Origin of the sequence: Pseudomonas sp. B8(2017) (assembly GCF_002113575.1) — a bacterium.
Lineage (GTDB): Bacteria > Pseudomonadota > Gammaproteobacteria > Pseudomonadales > Pseudomonadaceae > Aquipseudomonas > Aquipseudomonas putida_Z.
Genome location: NZ_NEIO01000018.1, coordinates 1 through 16,504, shown reverse-complemented (window position 1 = coordinate 16,504; position 16,504 = coordinate 1). Strand labels below are relative to the sequence as shown.

The following is a 16,504-nucleotide window of genomic DNA, read 5'->3' as shown; positions in this document are numbered from 1 at the left end:
AATAAAAACAAGAGAAAAGACCATGCTCGCACTCCTGGGCCTGATCATGGTGGTGACCTTCACCTACCTGATCATGAGCAAACGCCTGTCGCCAATCGTTGCGCTCACCGTGGTACCCATTGTCTTCGCTGTGATCGGTGGCTTCGCCCCCGAACTGGGCAAGATGATGCTCGATGGCTTGAAAATGGTGGCGCCCTCGGCAGCGCTGTTGCTGTTCGCCATCCTGTTCTTCGGCCTGATGATCGATGCCGGCCTGTTCGACCCGCTGATCCGCAAGATCCTCAAGCGCGTCAATGGCGACCCGGTCAAGATCGCCATCGGTACCGCGCTGCTGTCGCTGCTGGTGGCGCTCGACGGTGACGGCACCACCACCTACATGATTACCTGCGCGGCCATGCTGCCGCTGTACAAGCGCATCGGCATGAACCCGATGATCCTGGCCACGGTATCCATGCTGTCGCTGAGCATCATGAGTGGCATGAGCCCTTGGGGTGGGCCGGCCACCCGGGCCATTGCCGCGCTCGGGCTGGATGCGACCGAGTACTTCATCCCGATGCTGCCGACCGTGATCGGCGGTGCGGCCTGGGTGGTGTTCACCGCCTTCCTGCTGGGCCGTGCCGAGCGCCGACGCATCGGCAACATCGCCCTGGAGTCGGGTGGCGGCAACTGCTACATCAAGGAAATCCTCGGCGAGAGCCCACATAAGCGCCCACGCCTGGCGTATGTGAACCTGATGCTGGTGATTGCCGTCATGGCAGCGCTGGTGATGGGTGTGATGCATTCCGCACTGTTGTTCATGATCGGTTTCGTCGCGGCGCTGATGATCAACTACCCGCAGCTGGATCTGCAGAAAGAGCGCATCCTCGCCCATTCTGGCAATGCCATGACAGTGGTACTGCTGGTATTCGCCGCAGGCATCTTCGCGGGGATCTTCTCGGGCACCAAGATGGTCGATGCACTGGCGCAGACCCTGGTCGACTGGATTCCCGAGGCTTGGAGCCACTGGTTCCCGCTGGTGGTGGCGCTGACCAGCATGCCGCTGACCTTCGTACTGTCCAACGACGCTTACTACTTTGGCGTGGTGCCGATCCTTGCCAACGCTGCGGCCGCCTACGGCATCGACCCGGTTGAAATCGCCCGCGCCTCGGTGCTGGGGCAGCCGGTGCACCTGATGAGCCCGCTGGTGGCCTCGACCTTGCTGCTGGTGGGCATGGTCGATCGCGACATCGGCGACTTCCAGAAGGCCACCGTGAAATGGGCGGTGCTGACATCACTGGTCATCACCGCACTGGCCTTGGTCACGGGTGCCTTGTCCTTCTTCGTCTGATCTGCCTCGGGCGCTGCTGGCGCCCACCTCATCCAAGAACAACAACAGAGTATCGAAAATGTCCCGAACTGTTTTCCGTGGGGCCACCTGTGGCCTGCTCTGCGGCTGGCTGCCTGTGGCCGGCGCCGCCGGATTCATCGACGACGGCAAGCTCAAGCTGCAGCTGCGCAACGTTTACTTCAACGAAAACTTCCGCGACGAACAAGGCATGAGCGCCCGCGCTGCTGCAACTGCAAAGAGCGAGCGTGTGGAATGGGCACAGGGTTTTCTGCTCGACTACCAATCAGGGTTCACCCAAGGCCCGCTGGGGCTGGGGCTCGATGCCCTGGGGCTTGTAGGCGTACGGCTCGATTCGGGCCGCGGGCGCAGCGGTACCGGCTTGCTGCCGGTGCATGACGATGGCCGTGCCGCGGACGAGTTCGCCAGTGCCGGTGTGACGGCCAAGGCGCGACTGGGGCAGACCATCGTCAAGCATGGCACCTTGCTGCCCAAGACACCGGTGCTGGTGTACAACGATGCGCGATTGTTGCCGCAGACCTACCAGGGTACGCAGCTGACCAGTACCGATGTCGATGGCCTGACCCTGACCGCCGGCCACCTGGACCGCTTCAAGCAGCGGGACTCCTCGGACAGCACCGGTCTGTTCCTGGATGGTTATGGTGGCAGCGAGTCTGGCGATTTCAGCTTTGCCGGGGCCGAATATGCCGCCAGCAAGCAGCTGCGCTTGAGCTATTTCCACGGCCAGCTCGAACACTTCTATCGCCAGGACTACCTAGGTCTGGTCCACGACCTGCCGTTGGCCGGCGGTGTATTGACCACCGACTTGCGCTATTTCAAGAGCCGCGACAGCGGGGCCGCTCATGGTGGTCAGATAGACAATGACATGTTCAGTGGGCAGCTGTCCTATACCCACTCCGGGCACACTGTCGGTGCCGGTTACCAGGTGCTCGACGGCGAGGCAGGGCTGCCATACATCAGCGGCGCGACGGTCTACTCGTTCAGTAACGTTGGCATCGGCAAGTTCATCGAGGAGGAAGAGAAAACCTGGATGGCCAGCTATGCCTACAACTTTGCTGCGGCCAGTGTCCCCGGGCTGACCTTCATGGCGCGCTACCTGAGCGGGGACAACGGTCGCTCGGCTGATGCCGGGCTCAGCGAGTGGGAGCGTGACGTGGAGCTTGCCTATGTGGTGCAATCCGGGCCTGTGAAAGGTCTGGGTGTGAAACTTCGCAACTACGTCTACCGCTCTGACTTTTCCCGAGGGCGCGACAGCAACCGGATCTACCTGACCTACGATATTGCGATCTGGTAATGCGGCCGTGCGAGCATGCATGCCTCGAGGTGCTTGCTCGCACGCGTTTCATGCTTTGGACGGCTGTGGCGCTTTCTTGCCCAGTCGGATCAGCTCATTGGAGAAGCACAGGCCGAAGAGAATCAGCCCGGCCCCCAGGTACAACGTGTCCCGCGGTACTTCATTGAGCACCACGAACGCCAGCAGTGCGGCAAACAGCGGCTCGGTCAGCTCCAGCGCCTGGACTTGCGAGGGTTTCAGGTACTCGATGGCCTTGGTGGTACAGAAGAAGCCGAGGATAGTCGGCAACGCAGCCAGCGCCAGCAATGCCAGGACCGCTCCCGGCGACAGTTCACCAATGATGAACCCATCGGTTGCAGCTGGCATCAGCAGGTAGAGACTGCCGAAAAACAATAGTTGCCGAGTGAAATGCAGCCCCCCGGAAACGCCCATGCGCTTCATGGCAACTGAAAATGCACCGTAGCCGCAGCCCCCAGTCGCAGCGAGCATTGCGCCTTGCAGCGTGAAGCCTTGTTCCAGGTCGGCTCCAAAAATCACGGCAATACCAGCTATGGTCAAACCGGCGCCTACTGTCGCATTGGCGGTGATTGGATCCTTGAGGACTATCCGTCCCAGTAATATCGAAGAAATGGAGGCGCTTGCCATCAGGATCACCACGACGCCTGCCGCGGCGTAATGGCTATAGGCCGAAGTCTCAAAGTGGAACAGCACAAAAATGCCGAGAAAGGCGCAAACGGCGGCATGGAACCATTTGGCCGTATGCAGTGGCCGCTTGAGGAACAGTAGCAGTGCTGACAGCAACAGGCAGCCGAGGACTGTTTTTATCAGGGCGATGCTGCTGGAGCTGAATCCACTGTTCATCAATACCTTGCTGAGTACACCGATCGTTGCATTCAGTGCAGCGGCGCAGAGTGCAAAGAGCAAGCCTTTGCTGAAATGAGATTGCATTTATACATTCCTTGTTATTTGGCTTTATGTCTTCGCCCGGTCGACATGCAGGCGATTGCGGCCGGCCTGCTTGGCGATATAGAGCGCCCGGTCGGCGCGCTCAATCAGTGATGGCGCGCTGTCCAGGGCCGTACCATCGGAGCAGGCGATGCCGATACTGGCGGTTATGTGTCCGAATGGGCTGCCGTTGTGAGGGATGGCTTGCAAGGCCAGGCGCTCGAGCATCAGCCTGCCGACGACGGCCGCTCCATCGTTGTCGGTCTCGGGCAGGATTACCGCCATTTCCTCACCCCCGTAGCGTGCCAGCAGGTCGCGAGGGCGTCGAATGCAGGAGGAGAGCAAGGAGGCTATCTGCTGCAGGCAGGCATCGCCCGCCGGATGCCCGTAGGTGTCGTTGTAGGGTTTGAAATGATCGATGTCGATCATCAGCAAAGCCAGCGTGGTGCCATTGCGATGGGCCGTGCGGATTTCCTGAGTCAGCGCTTCGTCAAAGCAGCGCCGGTTGGCAAGCCCCGTAAGCGCATCGTGCATCGCCAGGCTCTCGAGCTGCTGGTTGCTGTCGAGTAGCCGTTGCTGGGTCAGTCGAAGCTCGCTTTCGACCGCATTTCGCCGGCTCATGGCGCGAATCAACAGCCAGCCAATGGCCCCGGTCAGTGCCAGCAGCACAGCGACCACCAGCGTTGACAGCAGCGCTTCGAGCCGCCAGGCCGAGAGTGCCTCCTGCTTGCCCAGCGCGACCGTTGTCACCAAAGGTAGCTTGTCGCTCTTGCGAAACGCATAGAGGCGCTCCACGCCGTCCAGGCTGGAGGTGAACGATGCAGTGCCTGCTGACTGGTCGACGAGATACTTGGTAAAGATGGGCGACTTCGAAAAGTTGCGACCCATGTCCTGTTCCCGAAACGGGTAGCGCACCAGCATGGAACCGTCGGTGTAGGCCAGCCCGATGGCACCGTCATGGCCGACATCCAGTTTGCCGAAAAGCTGCAGGAAGTTCTCCACGCCAAGCGTCATGGCGACAACGCCGGCGAACTCGCCGTGGTCATCGTTGAACCGCCGGCTGATGGTGATCACCCATTCCTGGTTGACGCGGCTACGGATTGGCAGGCCGATGAAGGGGTCGCGGGATGGGTCGTCACGGTGGTGGATGAAAAAGGCCCGATCGCTGCTGTTGGCACCGACGGGTGTCGGCTGGTTGGACGACATCAGCCAGCGTCCGTCCCTGGCGTAGATCATGATGCCGCTCATCGGCGGCATCAATGGTTGCTGGCGCTTGACCAGTTGATCCAGACGTTCGATCTGCGCAGGCCCGGCGCCCTCGGTTTCCAGGCGCTCGACCAGCCCGAGCAGCAGCATCGAGCTCTGCCGGACGATACCCTCCGAATAGGTGGACAGTGCCTGGGTCAGGTTCAGGCCATGGACATTGACGTCTTCCAGGGCGCGCTCGCGAGAAGCCATGACCTTCCACAGCGTTAACGATGCGAGAGAGCAACCGATGACCGATAGCAGTAGCACAACGAGGTGGATGTCACGCTTCACGTCAATTCACACGCCTTTTTCCCTAAAGACCAAGTTGAGCGTCGACACGCTTTAACTAACCAGACGGTCAGGAAGTAACCATCCGGTTCATGCGCAATAATATAACACCGAAGTTGCTGGAGTGTTCGACAGAATTACGCGCTCTGTCAGAACCCGTTTGTTATCTTCCGCCAGGTTTTGCAGAAGTGTGAACATGACGAGAGGGCAAGTAACCCTGGACGTAGCGCACGGTCTTTTCCAAAGTTCGCGCCATGTCGGGATGTGCCAAATGATACTTTCGTTCCAGTTTCTGGCTGTCACTCATGTCGAAGCGCTGCGTCTGGATGAAGTTCAATGACTCGGCGCTGATCGAGAATCGGGCGGCCAGGCCGGGAATCGCCAATAGCCACTTCAGCAACCCTATGGGTACATGGCGGCGGGGTGCCTTGATATCCAGCGTTTGTGCCAATTGCTCGAGCATACCCTGCAGGTTCGGGGTGTGCTCATACAGCGCAAGGACCTGCCGGTTGGCCATCGACGGGTCGAACGCCACGCAGGTCATCATATTTACCAGGTAATCGACGCTGACCAATGGCAACCAGTGCCTGGCGGAACCAGGGACAGCCTTGAACCGGCCCAGTGCCAGGTTTCGAATGAGGTCGGCCAGAGGTTGCCCTTGAGGGATATGCCCGCTCTCGCTATGGCCACACACCGTAGCAGGATGAACGATCGTGTAATCCGCGCCTGCCTCCTGCATGTAGCGGATGACTGCAAAATGGGACTCCAGCTTGCTGCCTTCGTAGCCACCCACACGACCGTAGACTGCGGGCCAATTGGTGTTTTCAGGGCGCTCGTGATCAACCCCGATACTTGAAAGATGAGTAAGGTTCTGCAGCATATAGCCGCCCACCATCAGCAAGCGGATACGCTGGCTCGCCGCGAGCCTGGCGACTCTCAGCGCACCTTGTACATTGACTGCGCGGGCCTGCTCCATTGTCAGGCCCCAGGTAAACTGCGCCGCGAGGTGGAAGACCACAGCGACTGAAGCTACGCATTGCCTGTCTGTTTCGCTGAGTCCAAGTCCATCCCTGCTGATGTCTCCTTCAACTGCATTTATATATGCAGGGTTACCTCCCAGTTGGCTTACTTGCGCTTTGAGGCGTTCGATATTTTCAGGGTTGCGCATGAGCACCCAGGTCTTGTGCCCTGTCGCAGTAAGGCGGGCCAGTAGGTGTTGGCCGACAAACCCACTGCCGCCGGTAACGAAGCATTCCACGCTCATATCTGAATCCTTGTCTGGATGATTGGCGCAGGCTAAGGTGTAGAGCGTACTCTACAGTCAAGGAATTTTTACTGTGAATGTTGGAGAGTTGGAGCGCCGGAGTGGCGTCGGCCGCCATACATTGCGTTATTACGAGCAACTCGGGCTTATCGTGGCCCACCGCCAAGCCAACAACTACCGCAGCTACAGCGACCAGACCGTTGTTGATCTGGCCTTTATTCAAAGTGCCCAGAGCGGCGGTTTTTCGCTCGCCGAGATCGGCGACATCCTTGCGGCCAAGCGGGGTAATACGATCGATTGCGCGCAGGGCGCGATGTTGGTAACCAGCAAGATGGCCGACATTCAAGCGAAGATCACCACGCTGCAAGCCGCCTATGTTCTTCTGGACGCGGAGCGTGCAAAGCTTGAAGCCAGTGCCATTGCCAACGGGCTGACCATTCCTCACCTTCCTGCGATTTAGCATGGCTCGACGCCGTAGCTTGTTTATTCGCAATTATTTCTCATTTACACTTGTGTCTTGTTTCGGGGCCTACCTCTTATCCAGGATGCATCGTGTCGTTCGATCCCGCCAAACCGACGCTGCTGTCTACATTGGTACGTCACTATGACGATCTGGTGGACCACATTCGCCGACGCTTCGGCGACAGAAGCATGGCGCGCGATGTAGTGCATGACGTGTGCGTGCAGTTGCTTGAGCGCGGTGAGAAAGACGACGTCCGAACCCCACTGGCCTTGCTACGAAAAATCTCCCATGACACCGCTGTGAGTCGCTATCGTAGCGATCGCCGCCGAGGCGCCTGGGTAGAGGCTATCTCCGAGCTGCCTGAGGTGGCCTGCCCGGCAGCCACCCCGATGACCAGGTATGACAGCGAGCGCGAGTTTCAACTGCTCGTCGACGCTATCACAGACCTCCCACCTCGCTGTCAGGCTGTTTTCGTCATGCACAAGATTCACGAAATCCCCCAGGCAGAAGTAGCCGCTCGCCTCGGTATTTCCATCAAGACAGTGGAAAAGCACCTGCGCCTGGGGTTGGCGGCGTGCAGGCAACGGCTTGGGCGCGATGAGGTGAATCCATGACCAAGCAGCCCGAACAGGCGCCACTGGACGAGGCTCTGGGGCGACATCGTGAAGAGCTCAAGCAGCTGTTCCCCATGCCGCCGTCCAGGCCTGCGCCCTCGAAAGCGGTAAAGTCGGCAGGTATCACGCTGGCGCTTGCGATCGCCTTTGCAGCCCTGGCCTGGCTTAACCCCGCCTACAAGAGCGAGCGTTTCGCTACCGCCATTGGTGAGCGGCGCGCTGTGCTGCTGAGCGATGGAAGCAAGCTGCTGCTCGACAGTGGCACGCATGTCGATATCAGTTGGCGTCTGCTCAGCCGCGAAGTCGACCTGCGCGCAGGGCAGGCGCTTTTCGATGTGTCCTCGGCCGTGTACCGCCCCTTCGTGGTGTCCGCTGGCCTGGCGAAAGTCGAGGTGCTCGGTACGCTGTTCAATGTTCGCCGCCTGGATAACGACGCGGTGCGTGTGTCCTTGGCCCGTGGGCGCGTGGACGTCACCGCGGCGGTTGCAGCACAAGCGCCTGTCACCCTCAGGCCAGGGCAACAGGTCGACTCGATTGGCGGGCAACTGATGCCGGTTGCGAAGGCCGACGCCTCAAGGGCGATGGCATGGAAAGATGATCGCATCGTGTTCGAGCAGACGCCGCTGGATGAAGCGGTGTCGTTGCTGCGCCTCTATCGCAAGGCCCCCATCGAGCTGAGCGACCCAAGCCTGGCCGCACTCAAGGTGACAGGGGTGTTCGAGGCGCACAATGTCGACCTGCTACTGGATCTGCTGCCAAGCATCCTGCCCGTCGCCGTGCTGCGAGAAGGGGGTGGCAGCGTCCGGATTCAACCCAAATCGACAAGAAAATAATTCTCAGGCGCAGGTAGGGTTTCTCGATCCCCATGGCGGCTACTGGAAAAGCCCAACCATAAAAAGGAACTCGAGAAGTGCATTTTCCCCTCCGCAGTCGCCAACTACGCCTGTCATTGCTCGCCAGTAGCCTGCTCATCGCAATGTCGGCCCAGGGCCGGGAAAAGGTGAACGTCGATCTCCCCGCCGCGCCGCTGGGCGAGGCCATCAACGCGCTCGCACAGCAGTCTTCGGTGCAGATCATCTTTGCCAGCGATCTCGGTGCAGGCCGAAACGTGCCTGCGGTGAAAGGGCGGTTCACACCTGAGGAAGCACTTCGAACGCTGCTCAAGGACAGTGGCTTGCAGGTACAGGCCAAGGATGAGCGCACGTTCGTCATCGTCGCGCAGGGTGCCCCTGCATCCAGCCCCGCACCCCACAGCGTGCCCGTGGAAATGGCGCAGATGGAAATCACCGCCTCGCGCACCAGCAGCAGCCTGGTTTCCGCAACGCGGCAATCCACCGTTCTGGAGCATGAACAACTGCAGGAGCTGCGCCAGGGTTCAGAGAGCCTGGCCACGGTACTCGCCAAGGCGATTCCGGGCATGTCCGACTCCAGCCGCACTGTCACCGAGTATGGCCAGACCCTGCGCGGGCGCAGCATGCTGGTCATGGTCGACGGGGTGCCGCTCAATACCAACCGCGACTCTTCGCGCAACCTGGCCAACATCGACCCGGCACTGATCGAACGGGTCGAAGTCATCCGTGGCAGCAGCGCCATCTACGGCAGCGGCGCCACGGGGGGCATCATCTCCATCACCACACGGCCTGCAGGTGGCGAAAACCGTGCCGAAACCAGCCTGAGCGCCACCTCGCCGCTCACCCGCCTGGGCAGCGATGGCCTGGGGGGCCAGTTCCAGCAGTATTTCGCAGGCTCTCAGGGCGCGGTGGACTACTCGTTCGACTTCGGTACCCGCCACATTGGTGCCTCGTACGATGCGCATGGCGACCGGATCGCCCCGGAGCCCAGTCAAGGCGACCTGTTCGATTCGAACATCTACAACATTGGCGGCAAGCTGGGGCTGCACATCGACGAGAACCAGCGAATCCAGCTTGCAGTCAGCCACTACGACGCCCGCCAGGACACAGACTACGCTACAGACCCAAGCGTCGCGAAACTCCCCGCAGGCTCTGTGCCGGCCAATGCGATCAAGGGCCTGGACCTCGACGAGCAGAACCGTATTCGCAACACCCTGGTGAACCTGGAGTACGAGAATCTCGACATTCTCGGAAGCCGGCTTTCTGCCCAGATGTACTACCGGGACTACTTCACCCGCTTCACCCCGTTCGACGCCCGGGCCGTTGCCACCCGCGGCGGCAACATCGACCAGATCATGCAGAACAGTGAAGTCTTCGGCAGCCGCCTGACCCTGCGCACGCCACTTGGCGACAGCGGCAGTACCGAGCTGGTGTGGGGTGGCGACTATAACCAGGAGCGCAGCGACATGCCGCTCGACGTCTTCGACCCGGCGGCTTATGACGCCAGTGGCGGCCTGGTATTCGACAAGACCGGCAAGCTCACCTACATGCCCCCGCTGAGGACGCGAAGCGCCGGAGCGTTCGCCCAGCTGCAGCATCGCTTCGACGAGCATTGGTCTATCGACGGCGGCCTGCGCTACGAATACTCCACCGCCGAGTTCGATGACTTCGTTCCGTTGTCTGAATCCACGGCTGCCTCCCCGGTGGCGGTGAAGGGTGGCGACATTCATTACGATGCGGTTCTGTCGAACCTGGGCATCGTCTACTCACCGGTACTCGGCCAGGAAATCTACGCCTCCTTCAGCCAAGGCTTCCAATTGCCCGATGTGGGCATTCAGCTGCGCAATGCGCGCCGTGGTTTCGACATCGACGCATCGAACCTGGAGCCGGTCAAGACCAACAACTATGAGCTTGGCTGGCGAGGAGAGCTGGGCAGCAACACCCTCGGCACCTTGGCGCTGTTCTACACCACCTCCAAGCTGGGGGATGTGCAAAGTTTCAACAATGGCCTGATTCTGACCCGCACCAAGGAGCGCATCTACGGCGCTGAAGCCAGTGCCGATTGGCTATCGGACGATGCGGTGTGGGGCGCAGGGGGGAGTGCGACCTGGATGCGCGGGCGAGAAAAACCGGACGGCAAAGGCTGGCAAGACATGACCGGCTATCGCGTTCCGCCGCTGAAGCTGACCGCCTACGTGCAATACAAGCCGACCCTGGATTGGAGCAACCGCTTGCAAGCCACGTTCTTCGACGCCAAGGACTACAGGCTCGATGGCGTGGACAGCTTTGGTCGACATCAGGTGAGCAGCTATACGACAGTCGACCTGGTCAGCCAGTACCAGATCTCCACTGACGACAAGGTGAGCGTCGGCATCCAGAACCTGTTCAACCGCGACTACTACCCGCTCTACAGCCAATTGCTGCGCAATAACAACAACACCAGCCACTTGCCGGCACCCGGCACTGTGTTGACTGCCAGCTATACGCACAATTGGTAAGGTGCTGAACAATCACCGGGCCGGTATCGAGCCCCGTGGTCATTTACATGTTTCGCTCTACCAGGGATGAGGAAGGTGGAGCGGACTATCTATATTGGGCAAATAGCGCTCAGTGCGAATGCTGTCGGCTTGGGGACAGTGTTCAGACAGTTTGCGTTGCTGCTGTACAGGTCAAGCCTGAGGGCTACCCGCTGAAAGCGGCAGTTGATCGTTGCATGCCTGGTGGCATGGCAGGTGCAGTAACTGTGTTGAATACTTTTGAGGTCTGATCACTTGGAACCCGTCAGCCTGCTACCCAAGCTCCTTGTTCGCAAGCCCGTCAGCGCTGATGCCGCTGCCATTGCCGTCCTTCACATCCGCAGTTGGCAGAGCGCCTATGGAGGTCTGTTGTCGAGCCGTTACCTGAGCGCCCTGGACAGCAGTGTGGAACGCCGTGTGGGTTTCCTGAGGCAGGCAATCGAGTCTGGCAATCCTTCCATTCGCGTAGCCGTATTGAATAGGCAGGTGGTTGGCTGGGTTTCCTTCGGCCCTAGCCGCGATCTGGACGCTGCGCAGTGCACTGCCGAACTGATGGCGATCTACCTGGCCCCGGCCTTCTGGGCGCGTGGCATAGGTACGGCGCTTTGGGCAGAGGCCTTGCATGCGATAAGGAGTAATGGGTATCAGCAGGTCTGCGCATGGGTACTCAATGGCAACGAGCGCGCCACACGCTTTTACCTCAAGCATGGTTTCACTGCGCAGGCTGCAAGCCAGCGCGTCTTTGAAGAGAACAGTGAGCCACTTGCGATAACCCGCTTTGGCTTGATGCTCGAACCCTGACGAGGCTTTTTCGCTCTGCGTGCTTCAGGCCAAATGGCACGAACAAATGGCGAATCAAAGGAGAGCGCACATGGACTTGCTCATTGCTCCGGCAGCCCCTGAGGACCTGGCAGGCATTGCGGCCGTGACGGTGAAGGCCTGGCAGACAACGTTTCAGGGCATCCTGCCGGATGCATTTCTGGCCGGATTGACCATCGAGGCTCAGCAACAACGGCATCAGGCCCTGTTCGCTGTCAGTGGCGTGAGCTACCACGTGGCCAAGGTAGCGGGCGAGATCGTCGGCTTCTGCTCGGGGGGGCCGAACCGAAGCCCGGCGTTCGGGGAGGCTAACGAGCTCTATGGTCTTTATCTGCTGCCGCATTGGCAAGGGCAGGGCGTTGGGCGGCAGCTGCTGCTGGCCGTGGCGATGCAGCTTCAAGCGCCGGGCCGGCAAGGTTTGCTCGCCTGGGTGCTGACGGATAACCCGAATCGGCACTTCTACCGACGCTGCGGTGGCCGGGAGGCGTCTGTACGGTCCATTGAACTGGCAGGGCAATCGTGGCCGCTGACTGGCTATCGTTGGTCGTCTGCCCCTCCAGCCGATACCCGAGTGTTCAATCCAGACCATTACCTTGAAACGCTCGGTGGGCGCGTGTTCAGCCAATCGCGCAACGCCGACGCTTGGCGGCTCACCCTGCTGGCGCTGGAGGCTGCGCTAACGCGCAGTGGCCCGAAAGCGCGATTGCTGTTGGTCGTCGGCATGCAAGCTGCGGGGAAAACCACCTGGATCGAGCAGCATCGTGGGGCAGGGGATGATAACGGTTGCCTGTATTTCGATGCAGCACTGCCGCGGCGGGTGCATCGTGCGCCAATCCTGGCGTTGGCCGCGCGCATTGGCGTGCCGGTCTCGGCGGTCTGGGTTCGTGCCTCGGTGGAGCAGGCGCTGGCACGCAATGCGTTGCGTCGCGCGGATCATCAAGTGCCGCGGGAGAGCATCGAGGCAGTTGCGGCTGCGTTCGAGCCGCCTTGCAGGTCAGAGGGGTTTGTCGAGGTTATCGAATCAAAGTCGCGGTGGTAAGCGGCAGAGCTTGGCCAAGAGCGGAAGTGCGGGAAGTAGCATTGCATACGAGTATTCATGGACTAACCTCAGGGGGACTTGCTGCCAAGGTGTCATCTTCCGACCGGCCGCCATTTGACGTTGGTCAAGGAGCCTTATGAAGACCTTTTTGCTAAGGGCGGTCCTGTTCGTTGTTTTATTTATCTTTGCCTTGCTCTGCCTGCTCGCGTCTCTTAATTTGTACAAGGAAGTAGATGAGACGAAGACTTGGTGGAAATTGAACGCCACTGTCGCTACTGCCTCCATTTCCGAGGAGGTGCACAGTAAGGGTACGACCTATTGCGCTCTGGTAAATGTGACCTTCGAGTTGGACGGACAGCAATATACGTATCCTCTCGAAACATCAAATCGGCCCTGCAGGAGCAGCCTGGAGTCGGTTGAAAGATCAATTGCAACATTCAGGGAGGGAAAAGTGATCGAGGTTCTTGTCGATCCAGCAAAGCCGGGCAGGGTCAAGCCTGGGTCTCTCTCACTAGGTGGAGCCTTCTACCTTGTCACCGTCTTGGGCGCGCTAGCCTCTATTGGGGCTGTCGCTATTCTGAGGTCTTCTGTCAGGAGCTCTGTCAGGAAACCTGCCAGGAAACCGGTCAGGTTGACTCAATCAGAAAGCGTTTCACAATCAGCCTTGAGCAAGAAAGAGGTTCAGGAAAAAGTTCGCGAATTACTCGACGCCAACATTGCAAAGTCGGAAGTGTTTTCACAACTCTCAGGGCAAGGTGTGAAAGACAGTCAACTTGCCTACTTTATCGCCTCGTATGCAGATCCAGTTCGCTGTGACGAGCATGATCGCAAGGTCAATATTCTCATTACAATCATGCTTGTTCAGGCTTTGATTGGATTTATTCTGGGAATGACTCAAGGCGCCGGGATCGGGCCAGCGGCCAAATGGATTGTGAGTATCTCAATGATCTTGATCCCCTTGCTGTGGGTCTGGGGTTTCTACAACCATCGCGTCGTTGCCTACAACGCGTACATACTCCTTGCGCTACCCCAATTCCCAAAGACACTTGCTGGGTTTGCATCCAATCCGGCAACAACCACTGTCTCATTGGTTATCAGTATTGTTATGTTGGCTTTTGTCTGGTACGTCCGAGGAAAAATCTTTCCGGACTTCGCCTTCGTCACCCCCAGGAAAGTCAAAGGCAAGTACTTCTTTACGGACTGACCCGTCATGCTGACGGAACTGTCCGAATGGCGGTCCGAGTCTGTGAGTTCAATGTTCAGTGGCTCGATGACCTCGACCGGTTATTCGGATCCCGACGGTATTGACCTCAGGTTAAGTTTAGGTTCTAGAGTGTCGTCCGGACTCTCGCTGCTTCCGGAAACGAACTCACAAAGGACCAGGAATGGACACTCCGACCTCACTGCTGATTTTCCAGATCACCTGCTGCATCGGCTTGAGCCTGTGGCTGAGTATCAGCCTGATCAACAACCTGCATGCCTTTGCCAGTTCGGCTGGGGCGATCGGGGCGACCATGTCGATGGCGCCGCTGGCCCAACCGCCCGCAATCAGCCTCCCACTGCTGGGGCGAGCGATGACCTCTCCCTCCCTCCATCGCCTGGCCTTGTCGATCATCGTGCTGATACAGGCAGCCGCCGCCCTCACGGCCTGGGTCGGGTGCTATGAACTGGTGCTTGGCGCCGGCCTGGAGGCTTCACTGCCCTGGTTGAACCTGGCCTTGAGCGCAACGCTCGGGTTCCTGCTCGCCATGCTGCTGGGCGGGATATGGTTCGGCTACTGGATCCGTCAGGAAGGGTTGCAACTGACCCATCTGCTGCTGATGGTCTGGGTCCTGCTGCACTTCGTCGTACTCAATGTCCGGTGGGGTTGATCGGTCGATGGATATTTGCAGGATGCCAGGAAGGAGCAACAGATGAAGACGATGATCGTAGGCGCAAGCAGGGGGTTGGGCCGTGCCTTGCTCGAAGGGCTCGGCAAGCCAGGGGACACGCTGATCGGCGTATCCCGCAAACAGCCGGTCGACCTGGCCCTTGCCTCGGGCATCGATCTGCAGTGGATAGATGCCGACCTTGCCAAGCCAACGGCAGCTGTCGCACAGATCGCGGATCGAACACCTGCCGATCTGGATGTCCTGATCTGCAACGTCGGCATCTGGGAAGAACACGCCTTCAGCGAGCACTACGCATTCCTCGACGACAGCGACGAATCGATCGCCAGGCTGGTCGAGGTGAACATCACCGCCACGCTGCTTCTGCTCAAGCGGCTGGTGCCGAAGTTGCTGGGTGCGCCCCGGCCGCAGTTGATCCTTACCGGTTCGACCTCGGCCCTTCGCCAGAGCGGGCGCCCGGAGGTGGCGTTCGGTGCCTCCAAGTTCGCCCTCAACGGCATGGCTGATGCACTACGCGAAGGCTTCAGGGATGACAACCTGGCGGTGACCGTGCTTCACCTGGGTTACCTGAATACCGACGACTCCCTGAGCACGCCATTGGCGCAAGCCGCAGCACGAGGCGAGCGGCGCCAGGTACCGGTGCATGATGTGGTCACCATGGTCGACGCGCTGTTGCGCTTGTCCGGGGCTTCGTTCGTAAGGGAGCTGATCTTGCCGGCGATCGGTGATGAGCGCTTCTGACGCCAAAGCTGCCATTCAGCACTCACGTTTGGTGGCTGTGCTGCCTCCGGTACTCGCCCGGTGTCATGCCTGTCCAGGCTTTGAAGGCGCGCAGGAAAGAATTGGCATCCATGAACCCGATCAGGAACGCAATTTCCCCGGGGGACAGGGTTGAGCGAGACAGGTAATGGCAAGCCAGGCCCTGACGCGTGTCATTGAGTATCTCCTGATAGTTCAGCGCCTCGTCTGCAAGATGACGCTGGAGTGAGCGCTTGCTCATCGCCAGACGACTGGAGACATCATGGATGCTGCTCCGCCCGCTCGGCAGCATATCGAGCAGCGCGCTATGTACTCGTTCTTGGGTGGTGGCGCCGGCTTCGAGCTTTGAAAGCCGCGTCCGGAGTTCCGGCTCGAAGAATTGCCACATGGCAACGTTCTCGGTAAGGAAAGGGCGCGCAGCATCTTCTTTTGCGAAGCGAATACGATTGCAGTTGCCTTGTCGCAAGATACATCCCAGGAACTCTTCGCACGGTTTTGCTGGTTCGGGCAGCGCAACCAGCTCTGCCTCCAGCGGGGTGATCGTTTGCCTTGTGGCGAGGCGCGCCAGGTGGGTAAGGAAAACCAGTTCCATCGCAAGGAGGCTGCGCGGGAGCGGACGGTCGTATCCATAGCACTCGATAAAAACCTCGGTGTAAGCGTCGTGGAAGACTACATCCAGTGCCAAGGGACCACACAGACGCTTGTACTCGGCAAGTCGGGTAAGCGCTACGTTGAAGTCCGGGCTGCACAGGCAAGCAAAAAGAGCCGGATCGAAGGCTTCGACTGAAACGGCACCACCGAGTCGCAGTGGTAGATGCGACTCTCCGACCAGCTGCTCAAGGCTTTCGAAAAGTCGAAAATACTCAGGTGGCGAGAGCACGGAGTCCTTGCGGCTGAATAGATCAGCCGGTAGCTCGGCCAAGGCCAGCAGGTCCCCAGGCGCTACTCCCAAATCAGCAATGATCACCTTCCACCCAGCATGCACGGCGAAGTTCTTGGCTTGTTTCATTATCGAGGCATCTCTTTGCAGCGCATTGCCTTGGCACGCAAGTCAGCAAGGCGAACGGGTAGGATCGTGTCCCGGGAAGTGGTGTAACTGAACCAGCCGAAGGCGCCCTGCGGGCGAAAGAGGATGGTCATCGTGGTTCTTGGCTAACGTTGAGTTTGCGA

The 16,504-nt window shown here is 59.5% G+C and carries 15 protein-coding genes; 11 read left to right on the top strand and 4 right to left on the bottom strand.

The features are described from left to right. Positions 1-22: 22 nt before the first annotated feature. Both CAG22_RS21145 and CAG22_RS21140 read left to right on the top strand, forming a co-directional pair. A complete protein-coding gene (locus tag CAG22_RS21145) occupies positions 23-1,327 on the top strand; it encodes a CitMHS family transporter (protein ID WP_085706103.1) in 1,305 nt (434 codons plus the stop codon). A gap of 58 nt (positions 1,328-1,385) precedes the next feature. After that, positions 1,386-2,639, top strand: coding sequence for an OprD family porin (locus CAG22_RS21140; protein ID WP_085706102.1), 1,254 nt, complete (start codon positions 1,386-1,388; stop codon positions 2,637-2,639). Positions 2,640-2,687: 48 nt separating this feature from the next. Here the strand turns inward: CAG22_RS21140 and CAG22_RS21135 are convergent, their stop codons facing one another. The 3 genes from CAG22_RS21135 to CAG22_RS21125 all read right to left on the bottom strand — a co-directional run bounded on the left by CAG22_RS21135 (position 2,688) and on the right by CAG22_RS21125 (position 6,384). Continuing rightward, on the bottom strand, positions 2,688-3,587 hold the full coding sequence (locus CAG22_RS21135; protein WP_013972235.1) for a DMT family transporter: 900 nt from the start codon (positions 3,585-3,587) through the stop codon (positions 2,688-2,690). A gap of 24 nt (positions 3,588-3,611) precedes the next feature. Then, positions 3,612-5,123, bottom strand: coding sequence for a sensor domain-containing diguanylate cyclase (locus tag CAG22_RS21130; RefSeq protein WP_085706101.1), 1,512 nt, complete (start codon positions 5,121-5,123; stop codon positions 3,612-3,614). A 160-nt stretch (positions 5,124-5,283) separates the two neighbouring features. After that, entirely contained in the window at positions 5,284-6,384 is a 1,101-nt protein-coding gene (locus CAG22_RS21125) for an SDR family oxidoreductase (RefSeq protein WP_085706100.1), read from the bottom strand. Between the two features lie 73 nt (positions 6,385-6,457). Here CAG22_RS21125 and CAG22_RS21120 point away from each other — a divergent pair, with 73 nt between their 5' ends. The 9 genes from CAG22_RS21120 to CAG22_RS21080 all read left to right on the top strand — a co-directional run bounded on the left by CAG22_RS21120 (position 6,458) and on the right by CAG22_RS21080 (position 15,316). Continuing rightward, entirely contained in the window at positions 6,458-6,844 is a 387-nt protein-coding gene (locus tag CAG22_RS21120) for a MerR family transcriptional regulator (protein ID WP_085706099.1), read from the top strand. A gap of 92 nt (positions 6,845-6,936) precedes the next feature. Further along, on the top strand, positions 6,937-7,461 hold the full coding sequence (locus CAG22_RS21115; RefSeq protein WP_085706098.1) for an RNA polymerase sigma factor: 525 nt from the start codon (positions 6,937-6,939) through the stop codon (positions 7,459-7,461). Then, positions 7,458-8,294: a FecR family protein gene (locus CAG22_RS21110; RefSeq protein ID WP_085706097.1), complete on the top strand. Its 837-nt coding sequence runs from the start codon at positions 7,458-7,460 to the stop codon at positions 8,292-8,294. The genes CAG22_RS21115 and CAG22_RS21110 overlap by 4 nt, the downstream gene beginning before the upstream one ends. A 77-nt stretch (positions 8,295-8,371) precedes the next feature. Further along, on the top strand, positions 8,372-10,810 hold the full coding sequence (locus CAG22_RS21105) for a TonB-dependent receptor (RefSeq protein WP_085706096.1): 2,439 nt from the start codon (positions 8,372-8,374) through the stop codon (positions 10,808-10,810). Positions 10,811-11,083: 273 nt separating this feature from the next. Further along, the gene (locus tag CAG22_RS21100) at positions 11,084-11,629 is read left to right on the top strand and encodes a GNAT family N-acetyltransferase (protein WP_170929326.1); all 546 of its coding nucleotides are present in this window, start codon (positions 11,084-11,086) and stop codon (positions 11,627-11,629) included. A gap of 70 nt (positions 11,630-11,699) precedes the next feature. Beyond that, entirely contained in the window at positions 11,700-12,686 is a 987-nt protein-coding gene (locus CAG22_RS28050; RefSeq protein WP_218191946.1) for a GNAT family N-acetyltransferase, read from the top strand. A 136-nt stretch (positions 12,687-12,822) separates the two neighbouring features. After that, on the top strand, positions 12,823-13,890 hold the full coding sequence (locus CAG22_RS21090) for a DUF3592 domain-containing protein (RefSeq protein WP_085706093.1): 1,068 nt from the start codon (positions 12,823-12,825) through the stop codon (positions 13,888-13,890). A gap of 181 nt (positions 13,891-14,071) precedes the next feature. After that, complete coding sequence (locus tag CAG22_RS21085; RefSeq protein ID WP_085706092.1) at positions 14,072-14,557, top strand: DUF2165 domain-containing protein; 486 nt, start codon at positions 14,072-14,074, stop codon at positions 14,555-14,557. Between the two features lie 42 nt (positions 14,558-14,599). Continuing rightward, positions 14,600-15,316 carry an SDR family oxidoreductase gene (locus CAG22_RS21080; RefSeq protein WP_085706091.1) on the top strand — a complete coding sequence of 239 codons (717 nt, stop codon included), beginning with the start codon at positions 14,600-14,602 and terminating at the stop codon, positions 15,314-15,316. A 22-nt stretch (positions 15,317-15,338) separates the two neighbouring features. Here CAG22_RS21080 and CAG22_RS21075 read toward each other — a convergent pair whose 3' ends face one another. Continuing rightward, a complete protein-coding gene (locus CAG22_RS21075; RefSeq protein WP_085706090.1) occupies positions 15,339-16,343 on the bottom strand; it encodes an AraC family transcriptional regulator in 1,005 nt (334 codons plus the stop codon). Between the last annotated feature and the right edge of the window lie 161 nt (positions 16,344-16,504).